21 protein-coding genes are annotated in these 21,942 nt (G+C 65.4%); 9 read left to right on the forward strand and 12 right to left on the reverse strand.

The window, feature by feature from the left end; all coding sequences use genetic code 11:
• Positions 1-34: 34 nt before the first annotated feature.
• From dbpA to OEJ37_RS05970, 5 genes are all read right to left on the reverse strand, one after another.
• Positions 35-1,432: an ATP-dependent RNA helicase DbpA gene (gene dbpA / locus OEJ37_RS05950; RefSeq protein ID WP_175942688.1), complete on the reverse strand. Its 1,398-nt coding sequence runs from the start codon at positions 1,430-1,432 to the stop codon at positions 35-37.
• Complete coding sequence (locus tag OEJ37_RS05955; protein ID WP_072438116.1) at positions 1,429-1,626, reverse strand: hypothetical protein; 198 nt, start codon at positions 1,624-1,626, stop codon at positions 1,429-1,431. The genes dbpA and OEJ37_RS05955 overlap by 4 nt, the downstream gene beginning before the upstream one ends.
• Positions 1,627-1,983: 357 nt before the next feature.
• Complete coding sequence (gene mqo / locus OEJ37_RS05960) at positions 1,984-3,645, reverse strand: malate dehydrogenase (quinone) (protein WP_175917305.1); 1,662 nt, start codon at positions 3,643-3,645, stop codon at positions 1,984-1,986.
• Between the two features lie 575 nt (positions 3,646-4,220).
• Positions 4,221-4,508, reverse strand: coding sequence for a hypothetical protein (locus tag OEJ37_RS05965; RefSeq protein WP_263343519.1), 288 nt, complete (start codon positions 4,506-4,508; stop codon positions 4,221-4,223).
• Positions 4,509-4,573: 65 nt separating this feature from the next.
• Positions 4,574-5,062 (reverse strand): Lrp/AsnC family transcriptional regulator, encoded by a 489-nt coding sequence (locus tag OEJ37_RS05970; RefSeq protein WP_174416789.1) that lies wholly within the window; start codon positions 5,060-5,062, stop codon positions 4,574-4,576.
• A 126-nt stretch (positions 5,063-5,188) separates the two neighbouring features.
• On the opposite strand from OEJ37_RS05970, the gene OEJ37_RS05975 reads away from it, so the two are divergent.
• Together OEJ37_RS05975 and OEJ37_RS05980 are read left to right on the forward strand one after the other, a co-directional pair.
• A complete protein-coding gene (locus OEJ37_RS05975; RefSeq protein WP_263343520.1) occupies positions 5,189-6,226 on the forward strand; it encodes a histone deacetylase family protein in 1,038 nt (345 codons plus the stop codon).
• A gap of 71 nt (positions 6,227-6,297) precedes the next feature.
• On the forward strand, positions 6,298-7,440 hold the full coding sequence (locus OEJ37_RS05980; protein WP_263343521.1) for a branched-chain amino acid ABC transporter substrate-binding protein: 1,143 nt from the start codon (positions 6,298-6,300) through the stop codon (positions 7,438-7,440).
• Between the two features lie 60 nt (positions 7,441-7,500).
• Here the strand turns inward: OEJ37_RS05980 and OEJ37_RS05985 are convergent, their stop codons facing one another.
• On the reverse strand, positions 7,501-8,370 hold the full coding sequence (locus OEJ37_RS05985) for a mechanosensitive ion channel family protein (RefSeq protein WP_174416786.1): 870 nt from the start codon (positions 8,368-8,370) through the stop codon (positions 7,501-7,503).
• A gap of 321 nt (positions 8,371-8,691) precedes the next feature.
• Between OEJ37_RS05985 and OEJ37_RS05990 the strand changes: the two genes are divergently transcribed.
• Positions 8,692-10,065 carry a M23 family metallopeptidase gene (locus tag OEJ37_RS05990; protein ID WP_263343522.1) on the forward strand — a complete coding sequence of 458 codons (1,374 nt, stop codon included), beginning with the start codon at positions 8,692-8,694 and terminating at the stop codon, positions 10,063-10,065.
• Between the two features lie 86 nt (positions 10,066-10,151).
• Here OEJ37_RS05990 and OEJ37_RS05995 read toward each other — a convergent pair whose 3' ends face one another.
• The 3 genes from OEJ37_RS05995 to OEJ37_RS06005 all read right to left on the reverse strand — a co-directional run bounded on the left by OEJ37_RS05995 (position 10,152) and on the right by OEJ37_RS06005 (position 12,463).
• A complete protein-coding gene (locus OEJ37_RS05995) occupies positions 10,152-10,991 on the reverse strand; it encodes an AraC family transcriptional regulator (RefSeq protein ID WP_175917310.1) in 840 nt (279 codons plus the stop codon).
• Positions 10,992-11,140: 149 nt separating this feature from the next.
• Positions 11,141-11,956: a fucose-binding lectin II gene (locus OEJ37_RS06000; RefSeq protein WP_263343524.1), complete on the reverse strand. Its 816-nt coding sequence runs from the start codon at positions 11,954-11,956 to the stop codon at positions 11,141-11,143.
• Between the two features lie 117 nt (positions 11,957-12,073).
• A complete protein-coding gene (locus OEJ37_RS06005) occupies positions 12,074-12,463 on the reverse strand; it encodes a fucose-binding lectin II (RefSeq protein ID WP_034181081.1) in 390 nt (129 codons plus the stop codon).
• A gap of 943 nt (positions 12,464-13,406) precedes the next feature.
• On the opposite strand from OEJ37_RS06005, the gene leuA reads away from it, so the two are divergent.
• From leuA to arsH, 6 genes are all read left to right on the forward strand, one after another.
• Complete coding sequence (gene leuA, locus OEJ37_RS06010; protein ID WP_263343848.1) at positions 13,407-15,116, forward strand: 2-isopropylmalate synthase; 1,710 nt, start codon at positions 13,407-13,409, stop codon at positions 15,114-15,116.
• Between the two features lie 133 nt (positions 15,117-15,249).
• Positions 15,250-15,657: a peptide ABC transporter ATPase gene (locus tag OEJ37_RS06015; RefSeq protein ID WP_263343525.1), complete on the forward strand. Its 408-nt coding sequence runs from the start codon at positions 15,250-15,252 to the stop codon at positions 15,655-15,657.
• Between the two features lie 207 nt (positions 15,658-15,864).
• A complete protein-coding gene (locus tag OEJ37_RS06020; protein ID WP_175917312.1) occupies positions 15,865-16,200 on the forward strand; it encodes an ArsR/SmtB family transcription factor in 336 nt (111 codons plus the stop codon).
• Positions 16,201-16,222: 22 nt separating this feature from the next.
• On the forward strand, positions 16,223-16,717 hold the full coding sequence (locus OEJ37_RS06025) for an arsenate reductase ArsC (RefSeq protein WP_263343526.1): 495 nt from the start codon (positions 16,223-16,225) through the stop codon (positions 16,715-16,717).
• A gap of 64 nt (positions 16,718-16,781) precedes the next feature.
• Complete coding sequence (arsB, locus tag OEJ37_RS06030) at positions 16,782-17,852, forward strand: ACR3 family arsenite efflux transporter (protein WP_174416780.1); 1,071 nt, start codon at positions 16,782-16,784, stop codon at positions 17,850-17,852.
• A 65-nt stretch (positions 17,853-17,917) separates the two neighbouring features.
• The gene (gene arsH, locus OEJ37_RS06035) at positions 17,918-18,640 is read left to right on the forward strand and encodes an arsenical resistance protein ArsH (protein ID WP_263343527.1); all 723 of its coding nucleotides are present in this window, start codon (positions 17,918-17,920) and stop codon (positions 18,638-18,640) included.
• A gap of 327 nt (positions 18,641-18,967) precedes the next feature.
• Here the strand turns inward: arsH and OEJ37_RS06040 are convergent, their stop codons facing one another.
• From OEJ37_RS06040 to OEJ37_RS06050, 3 genes are all read right to left on the reverse strand, one after another.
• Positions 18,968-19,777, reverse strand: coding sequence for a TlpA family protein disulfide reductase (locus tag OEJ37_RS06040; RefSeq protein WP_263343528.1), 810 nt, complete (start codon positions 19,775-19,777; stop codon positions 18,968-18,970).
• A 19-nt stretch (positions 19,778-19,796) separates the two neighbouring features.
• The gene (locus tag OEJ37_RS06045) at positions 19,797-20,669 is read right to left on the reverse strand and encodes an ion transporter (RefSeq protein ID WP_263343529.1); all 873 of its coding nucleotides are present in this window, start codon (positions 20,667-20,669) and stop codon (positions 19,797-19,799) included.
• A gap of 446 nt (positions 20,670-21,115) precedes the next feature.
• Positions 21,116-21,700, reverse strand: a complete 585-nt coding sequence (locus OEJ37_RS06050; protein WP_263343530.1) for a DUF4410 domain-containing protein — start codon at positions 21,698-21,700, stop codon at positions 21,116-21,118.
• Between the last annotated feature and the right edge of the window lie 242 nt (positions 21,701-21,942).

Here is a 21,942-nt window from a genome sequence, read left to right on the forward strand (position 1 = left end):
CGCGAAACGGTGAGACCGTCCGCGCCGCTCCCCGTCACTCTTCGTCCATCAACCGGACCTTGACCCGCTTGCCCTTGATCTTCCCAGCATTGAGCTTGCGCAGCGCGTCGTGTGCGACGCCGCGTTCGATCGCGACATAGGTCGAGAACTCGGTCACGTTGATCTTGCCGATCTGCTTGCCGTCGAACCCTGCATCGCCGGTCAGCGCGCCGAGCACGTCGCCCGGGCGGATCTTGTCCTTGCGTCCGCCGAGGATCTGCAGCGTTTCCATCGGCGGCAGCAGCGTGTCGTCGCCGGCCGGCTTCAGCTCGGCGAGCGGATGCCATTCGACGTCGCGCTTCTGCGCCTGCTCGATCGCGCCGACGCGGCCCATCTCGTCCATGCTCGCGAGGCTCAGCGCCCAGCCGTCCTGATCGGCGCGGCCGGTGCGGCCGATGCGGTGCACGTGCACTTCCGGGTCGGGTGTCACGTCGACGTTGATCACCGCTTCGAGCTGCGCGATGTCGAGCCCGCGCGCGGCGACGTCGGTCGCCACCAGCACCGAGCAGCTGCGGTTCGCGAACTGGATCAGCACCTGGTCGCGCTCGCGCTGGTCGAGCTCGCCGTGCAGCGCGAGCGCGTGGAAGCCCTGCGCATGCAGCACGTCGAGCAGGTCGCGGCACTGCTGCTTGGTGTTGCAGAACGCGATCGTGCTCACGGGCCGGTAGTGGTTCAGCAACTGGCCGACCGCGTGCAGCCGCTCGTTCTCGGTCACTTCATAGAAGCGCTGGCGGATCTTGCTGTTGTCGTGACGCTCCTCGAGCTTCACTTCCTTCGGATTGCGCAGGAACTGCTGGCTCAGCTTCACGATGCCGTCCGGATAGGTCGCGGAGAACAGCAGCGTCTGGCGCGTCGCTGGGCACATCCGCGCGACCTTCGCGATGTCGTCGAAGAAGCCCATGTCGAGCATCCGGTCGGCTTCGTCGAGCACCAGCGTGTTCAGCGCGTCGAGCTTCAGGTTGCCGCGATCGAGGTGATCCATGATGCGGCCCGGCGTGCCGACGACGATGTGCGCGCCGTGCTCGAGGCTCTGCGCCTGCGGACGCATCGGCGTGCCGCCGCACAGCGTCAGCACCTTCACGTTTTCCTCGGCGCGCGCGAGGCGGCGGACTTCCTGCGCGACCTGGTCGGCGAGCTCGCGCGTCGGGCACAGGATCATCGCCTGCACGTCGAAGCGGCGCGCGTCGAGGCGCGACAGCAGCGCGAGCGAGAACGCGGCGGTCTTGCCGCTGCCCGTCTTCGCCTGCGCGATCAGGTCCTGGCCGGCCAGTGCGATCGGCAGGCTCGCGGCCTGGATCGGCGTCATGTCGACATAACCGAGCTGCGCGAGGTTGGCGAGCGTGGCAGGCGTCAGCGGCAGCGCGCTGAAGGGCGCTGCGGTCGGTTGGGTCATTCCAGGTCTCCGAGGTAAGGACGGCCTTCCATCTGCTCGTAGACGATCGTGCCGTCGTCGGCTTCGAAGCGTTCGAGATAGTTGCGCGCGCCGCACAGCGGGCAGCGGAACAGCAGCCCCTGGCCTTCGTCCTTGATGACGACGTCGGACGTTTCCCACTGCGTGCCGCAGCTCTGGTTTCTGCAGGTAAACACGGTCTTTCTCCAGCTGAATTCGGTTGGTGGCGCGCCCGGGCGGGCGCGGCAACGGTGTGCGGCGCTCGCGCGGCTCGGGCGCGGGCCGCACCGGCGGTCGCTTGGACTGCGTCGATGCGGATGATGGATCGGGCGGCGACGGGGTCGCGCGTGCCGCAATTCTAGCGGAAGCGGGCGACCGGCAGTGGGCGACGGCTGCGGGCGGCCGGGGTGGGCGACCGGCGTGGGCGACCGGCGTGGGCTGACGGCGTGGACGGCTGGCGCGGGCGTTGCCTCCGGCGCGCGCCATGAAAAATGGCCGCCCCGGAGGGCGGCCATGTCGTGCGGCGAAACGGCACCGCGCGGCGGTCGTACGCGTTACAGCGCCATGTCGGCCGACGCCTTCGCCGGGCGGGCCGGTGCGGCGCCCGTCGCCTGCGACGGCACGTTGACGTCGATCTTCGGCGGCGGCGAGAGCTGCAGCACGTCGCTCGTGTAGGTCCATTCCTCGACGACCTTCGCCGGGCTGTCGTTCAGCTTCGTGCCGTAGCTCGGCACGATCTGGCGGATCTTCTGCTGCCACTCGGGCGTCGCGACCTTGTCCTTGAACACCTTCTTCATCAGGTTCAGCATGATCGGCGCGGCCGTCGACGCGCCCGGCGACGCGCCGAGCAGGCCCGCGATGCTGCCGTCCTGCGAGCTGACGATCTCGGTGCCGAGCTTCAGCACGCCGCCCTTCACCGGGTCGCGCTTGATGATCTGCACGCGCTGGCCGGCCTGCCACAGGCGCCAGTCTTCCTTCTTCGCGTTCGGGAAGTATTCCTTCAGCGCGTTGTAGCGGTCGTCGTCGGTCAGCATCAGTTGGCCGGCGAGGTACTGGACGAGCGGGAATTCGTCGACGCCCACGCGCATCATCGGCGCGACGTTGTGCGTGTTGGTGCTCGTGAGCAGGTCGAAATACGAGCCGTTCTTCAGGAACTTGGTCGAGAACGTCGCGAACGGCCCGAACAGGATGATCTTCTTGCCGTCGATGATTCGCGTGTCGAGGTGCGGCACCGACATCGGCGGCGAGCCGACCGACGCCTTGCCGTATGCCTTCGCGAGGTGCTGCTTCACGACGTCGGGGTTGTCGGTCACGAGGAACGAGCCGCCGACCGGGAACGCGCCGTAGTCCTTCGCTTCGGGGATGCCCGACGCCTGCAGCAGGTGCAGCGCGCCGCCGCCCGCGCCGATGAACACGAACTTCGCGTCGACGGCTTGCGGCGGTTCATCCGAATGCAGCTTGACCCACGACACGTGCCACGTGCCGTCGGCGTTGCGCGAGATCTCGCGCACTTCGCTCGACAGCGACAGCGTGAAGTTCGGCTGCGTCTTCAGGTAGCCGACGAACTGGCGCGTGATCTCGCCGAAGTTCACGTCGGTGCCGATCGGCGTCCACGTCGCGGCAACCTTCTGCTTGCGGTCGCGGCCTTCCATCATCAGCGGCACCCACTGCTTGATCTGGTCGTAGTCTTCCGAATACTGCATGCCGCGGAACAGCGGGCTCGCCTGCAGCGCTTCGTAGCGCTTCTTCAGGAAGCGGACGTTGTCGTCGCCCCACACGAAGCTCATGTGCGGCGTCGAGTTGATGAACGAATGCGGGTTCTTCAGCACGCCCTGCCTGACCTGCCACGCCCAGAACTGGCGCGAGATCTGGAACGACTCGTTGATCTCGACGGCCTTCGAGATGTCGATCTTGCCGTCCGCCTTCTCCGGCGTGTAGTTCAGTTCGGCGAGCGCCGAGTGGCCGGTGCCGGCGTTGTTCCAGCCGTTCGAACTTTCCAGCGCGACGCCGTCGAGTCGCTCGACCATCGTCATCGACCAGTCAGGCTGAAGCTCGTGCAGCCAGACGCCGAGCGTCGAGCTCATGATGCCGCCGCCCACCAGCAGGACGTCGACCTTCTTCGTATCGGCCGCGTGCGCGGACGACGCGGCGACGCACAGCGCGAGCGCCGACAGTATTACCCGTAACGTTTTGATCACAGCAGATCCCTTCTTCAACTTGGATGCATCGGTTTGCCATGCCGCCCGACGAGCGTTTCGATCGCGGCCGATACGCGCATCCGGAGATCCGGATCGCGAATCCGGAATTCCGGATCGGCGCTGCCCGCCGTTGCATTTGCGCACGCGAAGCCGTTGAGGAGGACACCTTCGGATCGGCTTCTTGCGGGCGGGCAATCACCTGCGTCGCGGTGGCGCGCAACGCGCCCGGGCCCCTGCGGCAAGCCTGCGCGGACGACGCTTCAGGCTGCGTGGAAAGAGGCCGCGCGCGACGCGTGTGGCGGGAGCGGGGTGGCAAGGGGCGCGTAATATAACCGATGTCGATTGCCGTGTCGCACGCGAAAAATGTCCTTGTTTTTGTGGGGTTTTTCGCGTGTCCGGGTTTCCGGAATCGGGTTGCGCGACGCCGGAAAACCGGCGGAAATTTGATGGCGTGGCGCGCGCGATTGGCGCGTCGCGTGCCGATGTGAAACGTCGGAATGTCGGTATGTCGATGTGCCGATGCAATGCGCGAGCGCTCGCGCAGCGCTTCGCGCCGACACGTCATTGCATCGCGGCATTGCGCCGCGATCCGCTCACTTCGCCGAAGTGTTCCTGCAGAACTGCTCGTATGCCTGCGCCGAATTCGCGAAGCCCTGTTGCTTCGCAAGTTCCCACGGGCGCTCGCATTGCTGCGTCTGTTCGCACCATGCGTAGCCGGCCGAGCCGATGCAGCCGTGCGCATCGCGATCGCCGCCGACCATCGGCGGTGCGGCCGGCGCCGACGAATCGGCAGGCGCCGACGATTGCGCCGCACAGGCGCTCAATGCGAATGCGCATGCAAGCGCGGCGGCAACCGAGGCGGAGGAAGTGAAACGCTTCATAGGGTAGTGCTCCATGGGATGAGGTTGAGGAAACGGAATGATGGCCCGCGTATTCATCACGCCATTCACGCGTCCGGCACCGGCACGCGCGACGAGAACTTCACCTCGCGCAACGCGAGGCTCGACTGGATCGCCGACACGCCGGCCTGCTTCCTCAGCACACGCTCGACGAATTCCGCATACGCGTCGAGATCGGCCGCGACGACCTGCAGGATGTAGTCGGCCGCGCCGGTGATCTTGTGGCACGACAGCACCTCGTCATGCCGCCGCATCACATCCTCGAAGTGATCCGAATCCTGGCCCGAGTGCATGTTGAACGTCACTTGCACGAACGCGAACACGTTCATTCCGAGCGCGCGCCGGTCGAGATTCGCCTGGTAGCCGGTGATCACCCGTTCGTCCTCGAGCCGCTTGCGGCGGCGCCAGCACGGCGTGACGCTCAGCGACAGCTTTTCGCCGAGCGTCGCGTTCGACAGCGCGCCGTCTTCCTGCAGCAGGCGGAGCATCGCGCGATCGACGCCATCCAGTTCAACCGAAGCGCGATTTTTGCTCATATCCGTGATTCCGTAGACAGTTTTCTCAAAATTGTACGAAACGGGAATGCGAAAAGCAAAGTTATTGCCGGCCGGCGTCAATAGACTGTTGCCACCCCCTCACTGCCATCTCTGCAACGGTCAACCATGCTCACGGTCTACAGCAGCGATCACCACCTGCATCGCGGCGTCGAACTGAAGGACGGCGCGATCACCGAGTCCTTCGAAAACCCCCTGCGCGCCGAAACGGTGCTCGCGCAGGTCCGCGCGGCCGGCCTCGGCGACGTGATCGCGCCGCGCGCGTTCGACCGCGCCAGCTATGCCGGCGCGCACAGCGCGCGCTACGTCGAGTTCCTCGCCGGCGCATGGGGCGAATGGGCCGCGACCGGCCGCACCTGCCAGGCGCTGCCGCTCGTGTGGCCGGTGCGCGCGATGCCGGCGGCCGCGACGTTGCCCGATTTCATCGACGGCAAGCTCGGCTTTTTCGCGATGGACGCCGGCGCGCCGATCAATGCGGGCACGTGGGACGCGGTGAGCGCGAGCGCGAATTCGGCGCTGACCGGCGCCGACCTGCTGTCGAACGGCGGTGCGCGCGCGGCCTTCGCGCTGTGCCGCCCGCCCGGCCACCACGCGGGCCGCGAGTACATGGGCGGCTACTGCTACTTGAACAATGCGGCGATCGCGGCGCAGCACGGCATCGCGAGCGGCGCCGCGCGCGTCGCGGTGCTCGACGTCGATTTTCATCACGGCAACGGCACGCAGGACATCTTCTACGAACGCGCGGACGTGCTGTTCGCGTCGATCCACGGCGAGCCGCACGTGTCGTATCCGTACTTCTCCGGCTACGCGGACGAGCGCGGCGCGGGCGCCGGCGAAGGCTTCAACCTGAACCTGCCGCTGCCGAAGGGCACGCAATGGGACACCTACGCAACCGCGCTCGGCCATGCGGCGGCCGAGATCGTTGCGCATGCACCCGATCTGCTCGTCGTGTCGCTCGGCGTCGACACGTTCGAGCACGATCCGATCAGCCATTTCCGCCTTCGCTCGCCCGACTACCTGCGCATCGGCGAGGCGCTCGCGCGCCTGAACCTGCCGACGCTGTTCGTGATGGAAGGCGGCTACATGGTCGACGAGATCGGCATCAACGCGGTGAACGTACTGCTGGGTTTCGAAGGGCGCGCGTAAGCGCGTGGCATTGCCTTCAACGAACGACGTATCCGAATACGAACGAAGTGCGACAAGGAAGGAGACAAACCATGAATCGATATCACAAGACGGCATTTGCCGCTGCGGCTGCACTGACGTGCGCGGTTGCCGCGTTCCCCGCGCACGCGGACGAGATCGTGCGCATCGGCCACGTCGCGCCGCTGACCGGCGCGATCGCGCACCTCGGCAAGGACAGCGAGAACGGCGCGCGGCTCGCGGTCGAGGAAATCAACGCAAAGGGGCTCGTGATCGACGGCAGGAAAGTCACGCTGCGGCTCGACGCGCAGGACGACGCGGGCGATCCGCGCACCGCGACGCAGGTCGCGCAGCGGCTCGTCGACGACAAGGTCGTCGGCGTCGTCGGCCATCACAACTCGGGCACGTCGATTCCGGCGTCGCGCGTGTACCGCGACGGCGGCGTCGTGCAGATCTCGCAGGCGGCGACCAATCCGACGTACACGCAGCAGGGCTTCAAGACGACGTATCGCGTCGTCGCGACCGATGCGCAGCAGGGGCCGGCGCTCGCGATGTACGCGGCAAAGAACATGGGCATCAGGACGGTGGCCGTGGTCGACGATTCGACCGCGTACGGGCAGGGCCTCGCGACCGAGTTCGAGAAGGCCGCGAAGGCGGCCGGCATGAAGGTCGTGTCGCGCGATGCGACGAACGACAAGGCAATCGACTTTCGCGCGATCCTCACGAAGATCAAGGGCGCGAACCCGGACGCGATCATGTACGGCGGGATGGACGCGACGGGCGGGCCGCTCGCGAAGCAGGCGCGCCAGCTCGGCATGCGCGCGAAGATCCTCGCCGGCGACGGCGTGTGCTCGACCGACCTGCCGAAGCTCGCGGGCCCGGCGTCCGACAACGTCGTGTGCTCCGAAGCCGGCATCGCGCTCGAGAAAATGCCGGGCGGCGCGGCGTTCGCGAAGCGCTACGAAGCGCGTTACCACCAGCCGATGCAGGTGTATGCGCCGTTCTCGTACGACGCGGTGTACATCATCGTCGACGCGATGAAGCGCGCGAACTCGACCGATCCGGCGAAGGTGCTGGCCGCGATGCCGGCCACCGACTATCGCGGCGTGATTGGCGAAACGAGCTTCACGCCGCAGGGCGACTTGAAGCACGGCGCGATCTCGGTGTTCACGTACAGGAGCGGCAAGAAGGCGCTGCTCGATATCGTGAAGATGTGACGACGCAGCCGGGGCGCGCCGCGCGTGATGCGCGGCAACGCGCCCCGACGTCGTTCCGAGTTACGACGCCCGCACGCGCACGCTGTCCGCGCGACGTTCCGCGTCGTGCACGATGTGCAGCTCGCGCGTGCGGATCGGCAGTGCGCAGTCCGCATCGGCGAGCGCCTTGCGCACCTGGCGCGCGAGACGCCAGCGCATCGCCCAGAACTTGTCGGTATGCGTCCAGACACGCATGTTCGCGACGGCCGTGCTGTCGTCGAAGCGCATCACCATCACGTCCGGCGCCGGATCCTGCAGCACGTCGGGATCGGCTTCGGCCAGCGCGCGCAGCGCGTCGAGCGCGCGATCGATATCGTCATGCACGGACACTTCCACTTCGAGATCGAGGCGGCGCGTCGGATTGCGCGTGTAGTTGCGGATCGAGCTGCCCCACAGTGCGCTGTTCGGCACGTATTCGCAGATGCCGTCCGGCTTCGTCAGCCGCGTCATGAACAGGCCGACCTCGTCGACGGTGCCCGCGACGCCCGTGCCGCCGTCGATATAGTCGCCGACCTTGAACGGCCGCAGCAGCAGAAGCATGATGCCGGCCGCGATGTTCTGCATCGTGCCCTGCAGCGCGAGACCGATCGCGAGGCCGGCCGCGCCGAGCACCGCGACGATGCTCGCGGTTTCGATGCCGAGCTGCGACAGCGCGCCGACGATCGCGACGATGCGGACGCCCCACACGGCGACGTCGCAGAGAATCGGCCGCAGCGTGTCGTCGACGCGCTCCTTGTTCGAGAGCAGCCGGTTCAGCCAGTTGCCGATGCGTTTCGACAGCCACCAACCCGCGACGAGTAGCGCAAGGCCCGCGCACAGCTTGATGGAAAGGGTGGACAGCGCGTTCCACAGGAACGTCCAGCGTTCTGGATGAAGATGATCGAGAAACATGACGGGATTCCGGGTTGAAGACACATGGCGCGAGCGCGCCCGCCGTTGTCGGGCAGACTCGCGCTCGCGCCGGCAACCCTCGACTGTACACGGCATGCGATGTTTCGCGCGAATGCATGGGGGCGGACTGCCCCGCGGTCGGACGGTGAAATCGAGATTTCGTTCTAGTACTAATAGGCGCTTCAATAAAATAGGACGTGTCCTATTCAGCCGTTTCAAGCACGCCGATACAATCGGTTTCACGTTGCCGGATCGCGACGCTAGTTCCTCCGCGATACCCGGTTTTTTCCCGATTTTTCATAGATAGCGAGTGACGACGTCATGCGGTTGAACCTGCGTTTCCGTCTCGCACGCGAACAAGGTCAACCCGCCCGACGCGGCGTTCGCTGTTTCCCGATTCGCCGCGCGCTGCTGCGCGGCGTCGTTGCGGCGGCCTGTGCGGCCGGTACGCAGGGTGCGACAGCGCACGCGTTTCACGACGCCGCGCCGTTTACGCCCGTGATGCCGGAAACGGCAGACCTTGTCGACGTGCCTTTTTTCAGTTCCGCCCGGACGACGTGGGGCGGCTTGCGTGCATCGGCGGCAGCGCCGCTCGACGTTGCGTATGCATCGCATGCGTCGAACGTGCCGATGGGCACGGATCGCGACGATCCCGTTACCCGTTTCGGCGCATGCGTGGCTTACCGCGTGCTCTGCGACGCGGCGCGCGGTGCGATCGAACGTGGCTACGCGACGCGGTTCGCCTACGGCATTGCATCGCCGTTGCCGTCGATCGGCGCACAGCCGGCATTCGAGCGGAGCGCCGTCGATCTGGCGTCGGCCGAGCCGTTCATGCTCGCGCAGCCGGATCGCGGCACGCGCGCCGGTGCAATTGCCGGCAGCCTGCGTGCGTCGCTGGCGCGCGCCGAATTGCCGGCCGGCGTCGCGGCGCAGGTCATCCGCCTGCTGGCCGGGCGCATCGACCCGAAGCAGCGCGGCGAGATCGGCGATACCTTCCGCGTGGCATTCGAACCGGACGGCGACGCGGCGCTGCCGAACGGCGTGCGCGTGACGGCGCTCGATATCCGCTTTCGTGGCCAGCAGGTGGCGGGCGTGTGGTTCGCGCCCGACACAGGCTCGCCGGGCGCGTACTACGACCTCGACGGCGTGCCGCTCTTCGGTGCGCGATTCTCGATGCCAGTCGCCGCGACGCGGATCAGCTCGCAGTTCGGCGCGCGCGTGCATCCGGTGACAGGGGTGCGCCACGTGCATTCCGGCGTCGATCTCGCCGCGCCGACCGGGCGCGCCGTTCATGCATCGGAGCGCGGCGTCGTGTCGTTCATCGGCACCGAGCCGAGCGGCTACGGCAAGTATGTGGTGATTCGTCACGACGGCGGCTATGCGTCGTACTACGCGCACCTGTCGGCGTTCGAGCCGACGCTGCGAACCGGCGCGCGCGTCGAGCGCGGCCAGCGTGTCGGTGCCGTCGGCAGTACGGGGACCGCGACCGGCCCGCATCTGCACTTCGAGGTCCGGCGGCAGAACCGTATCGTCGATCCGGTCGCGCTTGTGCAGGCGGCCAAGGCGGCGACGCTGAAGGGTGACCGGCGTGTGGCGTTCAACCGCGTGGCCGTTGACGCGCGTACGCGCCTGGCGTCGGCTGCCTGGTCGCAGCCGGTCGCTATTGCGACGCCCGTCGCGCCGCATGCCGGCTGACCGCTGACCGGATGCCGGCCACGCCGGCCGGCATCGTTGCAGGCGCGCATCGTCGCGGCCGATCGGCATACGCATAGGCAACTAACTCACGCGGATTTTTCTACAGGCAACCAGATTTCAAGCACCCCGGTACCCGCAACCGGATCGTAGTCCTCGCTGTAGCGTTCGAACTCGGGTGCGTCCACCGCGCTGAACCCCGACGTCGGCAGCCAGCCGTTCCAGATGCTGTAGAAGGTCTGGTGAAGCGTGGAGATGTGTCCGCTGTGTTCGAAGACCGCATAACGTTGCGGTTCAAGTTCGATGCAACGAAATGGAGCGGGCAACCGGTCGCGGCTCTCGACCTCCACGCCCGCGATGTATTCGAAGCTGCCGTCCGCATCCGGGTTGCAGCACACGCCATAAGTCACGTCGCCGACCTGGCCGGGGATGTTGCCGATGTACGGGATAAAGGCTTGCCAGAGCGCCGGAATCCCTTCGTTGGTTTCGAAGGTATACCGGCTGCTCATACCAGCGATTAGCTGCCTTTCGGCGACTTCGAAGCGTGATGGCGTAACGGCGATGATTTTCAGCTCTTTCATGCGAAGCGGCTCCACAAGAGACAACCCGTCGAGAGTGCGCCGTGCCCGCACTTCCTCCGGCGTGACGCCGAAGAGATCGCGGAAGGCGCGCGTAAACGCCTCATGGGAGCCATATCCGGCATCGAGCGCCACGTGAAGGATGTCCGGCGCGCCTTGCGCCAATGCTCGCGCCGCACGCGTCAGCCGCCTCGACCGGACATAGCGCATCGCCGGCCAACCGGTATTCATCGAGAACAGGCGCGAAAAACCGAAGCGCGTCATGTCGCAACCGGCGGAAATGCGGTCGAGTGTCAGTTCCCTGTCCAGTTCGGTTTCGATCAACCAGAGTGCTTTTCCAACCGGGTTCATAGCAAGCCAATGAGGGTGTCGGGCGGACTATATGGTATCGGTGGCGGGGGCATTTGATCGTTCTTGCGACAAGCGGCCTGGCCTGGCGGCTGCGCCAAAGCAAATCGCCACGCCGGGCGGCGTGGCGAGGGGCGGAGGGATTGCGCTGCTTAACCGAGCGGCCAGTTCAGGAACACGATGCCGTCGTTGTAATCGTCGTCCGTGCCGTCTTCCGACCCGACGATCCCGAAGAACGATTTCTTGAAGATGTCGACCTGTCGCGAGCCGAGCCGCGACGGCTTGCCGTTCACCGTCACGATCACGCGCACGCGACCCTTGCCGGAGTCGAGCACCTTCGTGCCGAGGTTCTGGTCCTGCACGCCCGCACCCTTGAACGTGGCGGCCGGTTTCGGGTTGTCGTCGATGTAGATGTCGATCGTCTGGTCGTTCGACGCGTTGGTGAGCGCGGTGACGCCGAACTTGATGTTGGCCGGGAGATTGAACGTGCCGTCGCGTTCGCCGCCGCCGCCGATGTTGCCGGCACCGCCGGTTCCGCCGCCCTGATTCCCGCCGGATTGCGACGACGATTGCGCAGCCGTTTCACCGATCGCGGAAAGGCTCGCGAACGAATCGATATGCATTGCGCTGCCGCGCACGCTTTTCCACTGGCCTTTCACGAACGTGTGGCCGTCGGCGACGTCGATGGCGACGACGAGCGTGAACGGCGTGCGGCTGGGATTCTCCGGCACTTTGGAGAAATACGAGAAGGCGCCGTCCGCGACGATCCCCTTGTTGGTCGTAATGACGAAGTAGATGCCGGGGAAATTGTTGCCGGTTGCGTACGGCGTCGGCACGTTGAGCGTGACCAGCAGCTTGCCGTCGCGAATGTTTTCTTTCGCGAGATCGAGATAGAGGCCGGGGATGTCGACGTAAGTCTCGGACGTGACGACGGGCGCGCTGTTGATCGATGCCGAAATGATGGGCATGGCAGTTTCCTGAAGGCGAAACGGGGTTGGATTGAGTTGCTTCGCGTTTTCGATGCAGAACCGCCGGGCCTCCTTGCAGTCGGCCCGGCGGTCATCGGTCAATCGGCGGGCGGTTGATCAGCCGATCGGCCACTGCAGCACGACGATGCCGTCGTTGTAGTCGCTGTCGTGCCCGTCTTCCGACACGACGATCCCGAAGTTGACCGTGAACGGCGAGCCGTCCGACTTCTTGCCGTTGATCGGTGCGAGGCGTGCGTCGGTGGCCGACGGCTTGCCGTTTACCGACACCTCGAAACGGATCTTGCCGTTGCCGGAATTCAGCGTGGTTTCGCGCGGGCCGTCGCGCGTGGTCAGCTTGTGATAAGCGGCGGGTTCCTTGCTGTCGCCGATAAACAGCTTGATGTGCTGTTGTTCGGCGGCATTCGCGAAGAAAATCGCGCGAAAATCGGTATTCGGCGGAATCGAAAATTCGCCGGCGCGATTGGATGACGTTTGAGAATCGGCCATGCTTTCCTCCTGAAGAACAGTGGTAAGGCGTCTCGCCGCGTCGTGCAAACGTTTTATGTTTGAAACGCGGTTTTGAAAGCATGTCGAAAAATAAATAAAAAAATATTCCGCGCGCAATGGTTATTGTTCAGAAAATCGAAAATGAGCGAGATTTGATTTAATGGGATGGATTTAATTGGCGATGTTTCGATATATTCTGGAAATTATATCGACGCATGTATCGTTTTTCTGAACGGTGCGCGATCGCACGGGCAGAACGAGAGAGGCGGGGAGGCAATCGGGCTTCGGGGCGGGCGCTCGGTGTTCGCATATGGCAGCGTTCGTTTCAACATCAGCATCTCTGTCATGGCCGCGCCCACCGGCCACCACCGAACGCCCACGCCGAAGCCCGATCGCAAAGGGAAGGGGTGCGGCGACCGGCGAAGAGGATGGACCGACTCACTCCGAACATGAATAGGACCTCACCGGCGCCGCACCCGTGAAGCATAGCGACGGGCGCGGCCGCCGCCTATCGGACAGGACTGATTTTGCAGGCACAATAGCCGAGCGATTCGCGAGCGCCCCGTTGACAGCCCCCTCCGCCTTGTGATCTGATTCCGGCCATGCAAGCCGCCCAGCCCCTCTTCTCGCTACGACTACTAGCCCGTTGTTCCGGGCTGGGTCTGCGGCTGCGCGCTTTCCATCTGCTTCGTTCCTGAAGCGCCAGATTTCCCCCGTATCACCGACCTGGCCCCGGTTGTCGACCGGCGCCTGAGCTCGTCTTTTTTCCGTTTCGCTCCGCTCCGTCCCGGTCGCCCAACCGCCAAGGCTGTCGTTCGCCGTACCGCTTTGCCGTTGTGCCGATTTTTTACCGCTTTCACCGCTGCGCGTGCAGCCGGCCTCCAAGGCCGATGGCCGCCGCACCGCGGTTTCCCGACAAACCGACCGAGGACCGAACATCATGATGCTGAAGAACCCTGCGACGAAGTACCGGCCGTTCACGCCCGTCAACCTGCCGAACCGCACGTGGCCGTCGCGCACGATCACGCGCGCGCCGATCTGGATGAGCACCGACCTGCGCGACGGCAACCAGGCGCTGTTCGAGCCGATGGACGCGGCGCGCAAGATGCGGATGTTCAAGACGCTGGTCGCGATCGGTTTCAAGGAGATCGAGGTGGCGTTCCCGTCCGCGTCGGAGACCGACTTCAACTTCGTGCGCGAACTGATCGAAGGCGGCCACATTCCCGACGACGTGACGATCGAGGTACTGACGCAGGCGCGCGACGACCTGATCGAGCGCACCTTCGAATCGCTGCGCGGCGCGAAGCGCGCGATCGTGCACCTGTACAACGCGACCGCGCCGGAATTCCGCAAGATCGTGTTCGGGCTCGACCGCGACGGCGTGAAACGGCTCGCGGTGAATGCGGCGCGCACGATCAAGCGCTGCGCCGATGCCGCGACCGATACGCAGTTCACGCTGCAATACAGCCCCGAAACCTTCACGGCGACCGAGCTCGACTTCGCGAAGGAAGTCTGCGACGCGGTATTCGACGTATGGCAACCGACACCCGAGCGCAAGGCGATCGTGAACCTGCCGGCCACCGTCGAAGTCGGCACGCCGAACTTCTATGCGGACCAGATCGAATGGATGCACCGCAACCTCGCGCGTCGCGACGCGCTGATCCTGTCCGTGCATCCGCACAACGACCGCGGCACCGCGGTCGCGGCGGCCGAGCTCGCGGTGATGGCCGGCGCGGACCGCATCGAGGGCTGCCTGTTCGGCAACGGCGAGCGCACCGGCAACGTCGATCTCGTGACGCTCGCGCTGAACCTGTACACGCAGGGCGTCGATCCGGGCCTCGATTTCTCGCAGATCAACGAAGTGGCGCGCACGGCCGAGGAATGCACGCAGCTGCCGATCCATCCGCGTCATCCGTATGTCGGCGACCTGGTGTTCACCGCGTTCTCCGGCTCGCACCAGGACGCGATCAAGAAGGGCTTCGCGGTGCAGCGCGCCGACGCCGTGTGGGAAATACCGTATCTGCCGATCGATCCGAGCGACCTCGGCCGCACGTACGATTCGATCATTCGCGTGAACAGCCAGTCGGGCAAGGGCGGCATCGCGTACCTGCTCGAACAGGGTTATGGCGTCGCGCTGCCGCGTCGCCTGCAGGTCGATTTCAGCGCGGCCGTGCAGCGCCTGACCGACGACAGCGGGCACGAGGTGACGAGCGCGCAGATCTGGTCGCTGTTCCAGCAGGAATACGTGGAAGGCGACGCGCCGCTGCGTTATGTCGGCCATGAACTTAGCGAACGCGACGGCCGCGAGACGATCGTGCTGACCGCCGACGTGCACGGCGAGCGCCGCGTGCTGCGCGGCGAAGGCAACGGCCCGCTCGACGCGCTGATGCATGCGCTGCGCACGCCGCTGCGGATCCAGCACTACGAGGAACGCGCGTTGTCGCAGGGCGCCGACGCGAAGGCGATCGCGATTGCGGAACTGGCCGGTTCGGGCGTGCGCGGCAGCGCGTTCGGCGTGGGCATCGACGCGAACCTGACGACCGCGTCGATCCGCGCGGTGATCAGCGGCGTCAACCGCGCGTATGCGCGGGCCGATGAAGCGGCGCAGGCGACGTTTTTCGACGTGCGGCACGCGGTGAAGGCTGTCGCGTAAGCGGGGCGATGGCGGCCGCGCCGGCGGCGCGGCCTGACAAACCTGACAGGCGATCACTTCGCACAACGGGCGTATCGTGCTAGCGGCGCGCGCGGGGCCATTTTCCCGCGCCCATCACCATGAGGAATGCGTCATGTCGAAGCTCGATGCCCTGCGGGGCGACATCAAGGGGCAGGCCCGGGAAGCGGATCGCCACAACCTGGTTCGGCCGGACGTGAACGGTGCGCTGTGGGCGCGCGGCCTGACGACGAAGCGGGTCGCCGACCTGTTCCTGACCCTGCCGGGTTTGCCGGGTCACTGGATGCAGCTGCAGAACGAAGTCAATGCCGGGAATCGCCATTTCTACGGCGGCATCCAGAACGGCAGCGTGACGACCGAGGAAGGGAAGGCGCTGATCCGCTGGATCGCCGATGCGGTCGTGAGCGCCGCCGAGAAGGCCTCGTTCGACTTCCCGCTGCAGCAACTGCGCTTTACCGCCGACATGGGCTGGCTCAAGGTGCAGCGCGTGTCGGGGCGCGTGATGGTGTTCTCGCGGCCGTGAAGCCGTGCGTCGAGCCCGATGCTGACGGCCGAGTAGTACATGGGGAAGCGCATCGGGAAGCGCGCGACGCGTAGTTGAAGGCCGGGCTGTCGCCGGGCGCAGGGTTCGTCCGCTGGCGCAGTCGTTTTGTGTGTCACCGTTTGTTGGCCACCGCTTCATCTCGAGGGGTGGCTTCTCGGAATTCGATATTTCGACTATTATTGAAAAATGGAAACGAACCAGACCATCGCCGCCCTGTCGGCCCTCGCGCACGAATCCCGGCTCGCCGTCTTCCGCGCGCTCGTGCAGGCGGGGCCGCAGGGCCTGCCTGCCGGGCAGATCGCCACGCTGCTGGATGTGCCGCCTTCATCGCTGTCCTTCCATCTGAAGGAGCTGGCGCATGCGGCGCTCGTCACGAGCCGGCAGGAGGGCCGCTTCGTCATCTATGGCGCGAACTTCGCGACGATGAACGGGCTGCTGGCCTATCTCACGGAGAACTGCTGCGGCGGCAATCCGTGCTCGCCGGTGTCCGCGTGTTCGACGACCGGCCCGCAACCTTCCTGAAGCGCCTTCGCATACCTCGCCCATGACCACGAACGTCCTGATCCTCTGCACCCACAACTCCGCGCGCAGCGTGCTCGCGGAGGGCATGCTCAATCATTGGGCCGCGAAGCTCGGCAAGGACGTGCGCGCGTACAGCGCCGGCAGTGCGCCGAGCGGCCGGCTCAATCCGTTCGCGCTGGAAGCGTTGACGGGCGCCGGTGTCGACGTAAGCGGCTACCGCAGCAAGAGCTGGGACGAATTCACGGGCGATGGCGCGCCTGAAATACGCATTGTCATCACGGTGTGCGACAGCGCGGCCGCGGAGACGTGCCCGTACTGGCCCGGCAGCCCGGTCAAAGTGCATTGGGGTTATGCCGATCCGTCGAACGCGGTGGGCGGCGACGAAGGCAAGCGGCTCGCGTTCGAACTCACGCGCCAGGCGATCGGCTATCGGATGGTGCAGTTGCTGGCGCTGCCGCTCGATCGCATGAGCAACGCCGAACTCCAGGCGGCACTGACCGAGATTTCCCGGAGCTGATCGTTCGCATGGCGGCCGGGCGAATCCACCGGCCGCCGGCGACTTCGAGACCGACACCCATCCAATGAACACGTCCAACGCCGCTCCGCCGAAACAGGCTGTCGCCAAGCCTTCCATCAATTTCTTCGAACGTTATCTGACCGTCTGGGTCGCGCTGTGCATCGTCGCCGGCATCGCGCTCGGCCAGGTGCTGCCCGGCCTGTTCCAGCAGATCGGCCGGATGGAATACGCACAGGTCAATCTGCCGGTCGGGCTGCTGATCTGGGTGATGATCATCCCGATGCTCGTCAAGGTCGACTTCGGCGCGTTGCATGAAGTGCGTCAGCACGTGAAAGGCATCGGCGTCACGCTCGTCGTGAACTGGCTCGTCAAACCGTTTTCGATGGCGTTCCTCGGCTGGCTGTTCATCCGGCATCTGTTCGCGCCGCTGCTGCCGGCCGAGCAACTCGACAGCTACATCGCCGGCCTGATCCTCTTGGCCGCCGCGCCGTGCACGGCGATGGTATTCGTGTGGAGCCGGCTGACGGGCGGCGATCCGCTGTTCACGCTGTCGCAGGTCGCGCTGAACGACAGCATCATGGTGATCGCGTTCGCGCCGCTGGTCGGCCTGCTGCTGGGGATGTCGGCGATTACGGTGCCGTGGGCGACGCTGCTTACGTCGGTCGTGCTCTACATCGTGATTCCGGTGATCCTCGCGCAGCTCTGGCGCAAGCGGCTGCTCGCGAACGGGCAGGCGGCGTTCGATGCCGCGATGGCGAAAATCGGCCCGTGGTCGATCGCGGCATTGCTGGCCACGCTCGTGCTGCTGTTCGCGTTCCAGGGCGAAGCGATCCTGATGCAGCCGCTGGTGATCGCGCTGCTCGCGGTGCCGATCCTGATCCAGGTGTTTTTCAACTCGGCGCTCGCTTACTGGCTCAATCGCGCCGTGGGCGAGAAGCACAACATCGCGTGCCCGTCGGCGCTGATCGGCGCGTCCAATTTCTTCGAGCTGGCGGTCGCGGCCGCGATCAGCCTGTTCGGTTTTCATTCCGGCGCGGCGCTGGCCACCGTCGTCGGCGTGCTGATCGAAGTGCCGGTCATGCTGCTGGTGGTGCGCATCGTCAACCGGTCGAAGGGCTGGTACGAACGTGCTTGAGCAAACAGGAGAACCTATCTGCATGACCCACGTTACGACTCATCGCAACCACGCGGAGGGCGCGCATGTCTGACCGTCCGGATGACCTGCCGCAACTCGACATCGAATCGTTCCGCGTGCCGGATGCCGGCCAGTTGCGGCCGGCGGTGCCGTCGATGCATCCGCCCCGGTTCCTGCTGCTGTACGGCTCGCTGCGCGAGCGCTCGTTCAGCCGACTGCTGATCGAGGAAGCCGCGCGCCTGCTCATGGCGATGGGCGCCGAAGTGCGCGTATTCAATCCGAGCGGCCTGCCGCTGCCGGACGATGCGCCCGAGAGTCATCCGAAGGTCGTCGAGTTGCGCGAGCTCGTGCAGTGGTCGGAAGGCATGGTGTGGTGCTCGCCGGAGCGGCATGGCGCGATGACCGGCATCATGAAAGCGCAGATCGACTGGATTCCGCTGTCGATCGGCGCCGTTCGGCCGACGCAGGGCAAGACGCTCGCCGTGATGCAGGTCAGCGGCGGATCGCAATCGTTCAATGCGGTGAACCAGATGCGCGTGCTCGGGCGCTGGATGCGCATGCTGACCATTCCGAACCAGTCGTCGGTGGCGAAGGCGTTCGCGGAATTCGACGAGGCCGGGCGGATGAAGCCGTCGGCTTATTTCGATCGTGTCGTGGATGTGCTGGAAGAACTGGTCAAGTTCACGTTGCTGACGCGGGATGTCGGACCTTATCTCGTCGATCGATATAGCGAGCGGAAGGAGAGCGCGGAGGAACTGTCGAAGCGCGTCAATCAGCGCAGTATCTGACGTGCCTCGGTGCGACATGTCGGCCACCGGCACCTCGATCCAGGCCATACGCGCCCGCGAATCGCTGCCGACTGCAAAGCTTCCACCCTCCGACGAGCGACGCCATGCAACTTCGCGCTGCCGCAGTATCCGATCTGATCGTGGCTGGTGCGATGCTGCCGATCGCCTGACGCCGGCACGTGCTCACGCGCACGATCGGCGTGCCGGCGGGTTGATCTGATCGGGAAGGGCGGGCGCAAGCCCGGGGTTCGATCACCGTGCAAATCACCCGCCATCGACGCTTGCCGGCATGTCCGCGTCGTGTTCCGCCAGCGATACTCCAGAACCTCAACGGCTGAAGCGGGTATTCACCGTGTCCTTGAGCCGCGCGGCGGTGATCTCGCCCATGTGCGACTCGACCAGCTTGCCTCTTTCGTCGAAGAACAGCGTCGTCGGCAACCCGCGCGAACCGTAGGTCCGCATCGCGCCGAGCGAGCGATCGAGCAGCACGTGGTCGAAGCGCAGCCCTTCGCGTTCCAGAAACGCGCGCACGGTCTGCACATCCTCGCCTTGATTGATCATCAGGAAACTGACGCCCGGGTAATCCTGCTGCGCCTGCGCCAGGATCGGCATTTCGCGTTGGCACGGCGGGCACCAGGTTGCCCACAGGTTCACGACGACGGGTTTGCCCGCGTAGCTGTTCGGTGCGACGGGCGTCGCATCGAGCGTCTCCACCCGCAGCGCGGACAACGGCGCCGCCGTGCGGTCGAACGTCGCCAGCACACCCTGCGCCGCGCCCCATGCCAGCATGCCGGCGGCGATGCCGGCGAGCGCGGGGCGCGCCAGCCCGGGCAGGCGGCGCGAGCGCCAGCCGATATAGGCGAGCGCGACCGGCAACCCGATCCACCAGGTAAATCCGCCGTCGCCGAGCGCGACGATGGATTTCGGCGCGGCGAAGTAGTCGGACCACCAGCGTGCGATATAGCCGACGCGCGCGGCGATCAGCCCGATCAGCAGCGCGTCGAGCAGCAGGCTGGCGGATGTCTTGTGCTGGCCAGCGGGCCGGTTGCGCTGCGCGAAGCGTGCGACGAGCCACGCGATCAGGGCGGCGATCGCTACGGCCACGACCCTTACGGAAAAGGGGCCGATGCTCAGCATGAGAAAGCGTTCATTGTCGTTAATCGAGTGACGAATGCGTTGATGATTGGCGGTCGGGCGTGCGCTGCGTTGCTCCGGCGGTCGCATCGTCGCGTTGCTTCGATGTACACGCGCCGCAATGCGGACAGACCGTTGCACCGGCGTCGCCGGACGATGCCTGCTGCGCCCGTCCGCGTTCGAGCGCGGACGCGACGAGTTCGGCACCCATGATACCGGTCGGGAACGCGATGATGCCGTAACCGAGCAGGATCGCGCACGACGTAATCAGCCGGCCGAGCGGCGTGTGCGGCGTCAAGTCGCCGTAGCCGGTCGTGCTCATCGTCACGGCGGCCCAGTACACGCCCACCGGAATGCTCGTGATGCCGTTCTCGGGGCCTTCGACGAGAAAGATCACCGTGCCGAGGATCACGACGATCACGAACATCCCGCCGATGAACACGAAGATCTTGCGGCGTGCGCGCGTGAGCGCGCGGATCAGCATCTGGCCTTCCTCCAGGTAGATCGCGAGCCCGAGAATGCGGAACACGCGCAGCAGCCTGAGCAGGCGCACGTCGATCAGCGCATGCAGGCCGGGGAAGAAAAACGCGAGATAGGTCGGCAGGATCGACACGAGATCGACAATGCCGAAGAAGCTGCGCGCATAGGCGGCGGGCTTGCGCGCGGTGAACAGCCGCACCGCGTATTCGGCGGTGAACAGCAGCGTGAACGCCCATTCGGCCGCGTACAGCGCGTTGCCGTACTGCGCGTGCAATTCCTGCACGCTGTCGATCATCACGACGAAGACGCTCGCGACGATCAGCGCGAGCACCGCGATGTCGAGGCTGCGGAGGAAGCGGGGGCGACGGATCGCGTCGCGGATCGTATGGGCGAGGGGGGAGGTCGAGAGGTTCACGGGGCGGAGTTTACGATCCGCTCGATGCCAATCCTATCGGACCTGTCTGAATTCTCGGAGGGCTTTCTTGCACTCGAAAATCAGACCGGGCTGATTCCCGGATGCGGGGCACTCGTCAACAATGGATCTACCGGACGGCGTGGTGGCCGGACGGTGTCTCCGTGCGAACACGGAAGACCTCTCCTTTACGGCTGCTTCAGGGCGGCGGTTTTTTGCCGCCTTGCGTACGACGCCGACCGCCGGCACAACGAAGACACGGACGGGCGCATGTCGAATCAGAATGCGGCAATCGAAGCCGCGACGCGTGCCTGTTGCTGAGGGGCATGCTCAAAGGAGAATCTGCTCGATGAGGATCGTTGCGGTCGCGACCCGCAGCCTAGCCGTTGGGTGAGCGCGGCGGCTGCCGCCCGACGGCCGTGAATCCGCGGTCCATCGGGCGTCGGACATTACAGCTTCTTCGCGTGATTCGCGTCCGCTTGTTGCGCGTCGGCCGACGGGTCGAGCGTCGACAGCGTCTTCTCGGTGAATTTCTCGTACAGCCAGTCCATACGTGTCCCGTCCATACCGGCGATGCCGCCGAGTGCGTACGATGCCGACACCTTGAAGCGGTCGAGCTGACGATTGTCGGTGCCGACGAGCGTCACGGTGCCGTCGACATAATCGCTGCCCGCCATGAAGCCGAACATGACCGCGGAGAAACTCGAGCGCACCCGAATGCCGGTCACTTCAACGTTCAGTTGCATCGCATCGGTTGAATCGGCCTTTGCCAGAAGCTTGCGTGCGTCCAGCGCGTTTTCGATTTGCTCCTGCAGTTTCTTGGGGCTGAACTTCAGATTGTCTTTCAACGCTTCCTGGGCAGCCGCGTCCAGCGTAACTTTCACGATAACCGGCTTGGTGCCGAATTTGGACGTCGACGCAGTCGCGGTGGCCCCCGCCTGATTGCCTGCGTCGCGTGTCACGCTGCTTGCGCAGCCCGACAGGAAGCCGATCGTCACCAGTGCCAGAGCGGCATGACGGATAACAGATTTCATGATTTGGTCTATGGATTGAGGTTATTTGAGATGGCTCTGTGGCCGGGGGAAATCTATCACGGGGCGATCTGATTCAAATGGTCGAATTGATAGAAAACACCCCGGCATTTATTCGCCACGGACTTTTCCGCGGATCGAGGATATGAGCACGCCGTGCGGCGATCCCGTTTCGTTCTACCCGAACCCGAACGAGGAGAAGCGGTGATGCAGGCGTGGTAAACAGGCATCCGCTGCCGCGCCGC

It is taken from the genome of Burkholderia sp. BKH01, assembly GCF_025685725.1.
GTDB lineage: Bacteria > Pseudomonadota > Gammaproteobacteria > Burkholderiales > Burkholderiaceae > Burkholderia > Burkholderia pyrrocinia_C.

Coding starts and splice junctions, on each gene's coding strand:
- dbpA (WP_175942688.1), bottom strand. CDS start 1,432: ATGACCCAACCGACCGCAGCGCCCTTCAGCGCGCTGCCGCTGACGCCT.
- OEJ37_RS05965 (WP_263343519.1), bottom strand. CDS start 4,508: ATGAAGCGTTTCACTTCCTCCGCCTCGGTTGCCGCCGCGCTTGCATGC.
- OEJ37_RS05970 (WP_174416789.1), bottom strand. CDS start 5,062: ATGAGCAAAAATCGCGCTTCGGTTGAACTGGATGGCGTCGATCGCGCG.
- OEJ37_RS05975 (WP_263343520.1), top strand. CDS start 5,189: ATGCTCACGGTCTACAGCAGCGATCACCACCTGCATCGCGGCGTCGAA.
- OEJ37_RS05980 (WP_263343521.1), top strand. CDS start 6,298: ATGAATCGATATCACAAGACGGCATTTGCCGCTGCGGCTGCACTGACG.
- OEJ37_RS05985 (WP_174416786.1), bottom strand. CDS start 8,370: ATGTTTCTCGATCATCTTCATCCAGAACGCTGGACGTTCCTGTGGAAC.
- OEJ37_RS05990 (WP_263343522.1), top strand. CDS start 8,692: ATGCGGTTGAACCTGCGTTTCCGTCTCGCACGCGAACAAGGTCAACCC.
- OEJ37_RS05995 (WP_175917310.1), bottom strand. CDS start 10,991: ATGAACCCGGTTGGAAAAGCACTCTGGTTGATCGAAACCGAACTGGAC.
- OEJ37_RS06000 (WP_263343524.1), bottom strand. CDS start 11,956: ATGCCCATCATTTCGGCATCGATCAACAGCGCGCCCGTCGTCACGTCC.
- OEJ37_RS06005 (WP_034181081.1), bottom strand. CDS start 12,463: ATGGCCGATTCTCAAACGTCATCCAATCGCGCCGGCGAATTTTCGATT.
- leuA (WP_263343848.1), top strand. CDS start 13,407: ATGCTGAAGAACCCTGCGACGAAGTACCGGCCGTTCACGCCCGTCAAC.
- OEJ37_RS06015 (WP_263343525.1), top strand. CDS start 15,250: ATGTCGAAGCTCGATGCCCTGCGGGGCGACATCAAGGGGCAGGCCCGG.
- OEJ37_RS06020 (WP_175917312.1), top strand. CDS start 15,865: ATGGAAACGAACCAGACCATCGCCGCCCTGTCGGCCCTCGCGCACGAA.
- OEJ37_RS06025 (WP_263343526.1), top strand. CDS start 16,223: ATGACCACGAACGTCCTGATCCTCTGCACCCACAACTCCGCGCGCAGC.
- arsB (WP_174416780.1), top strand. CDS start 16,782: ATGAACACGTCCAACGCCGCTCCGCCGAAACAGGCTGTCGCCAAGCCT.
- arsH (WP_263343527.1), top strand. CDS start 17,918: ATGTCTGACCGTCCGGATGACCTGCCGCAACTCGACATCGAATCGTTC.
- OEJ37_RS06040 (WP_263343528.1), bottom strand. CDS start 19,777: ATGCTGAGCATCGGCCCCTTTTCCGTAAGGGTCGTGGCCGTAGCGATC.
- OEJ37_RS06050 (WP_263343530.1), bottom strand. CDS start 21,700: ATGAAATCTGTTATCCGTCATGCCGCTCTGGCACTGGTGACGATCGGC.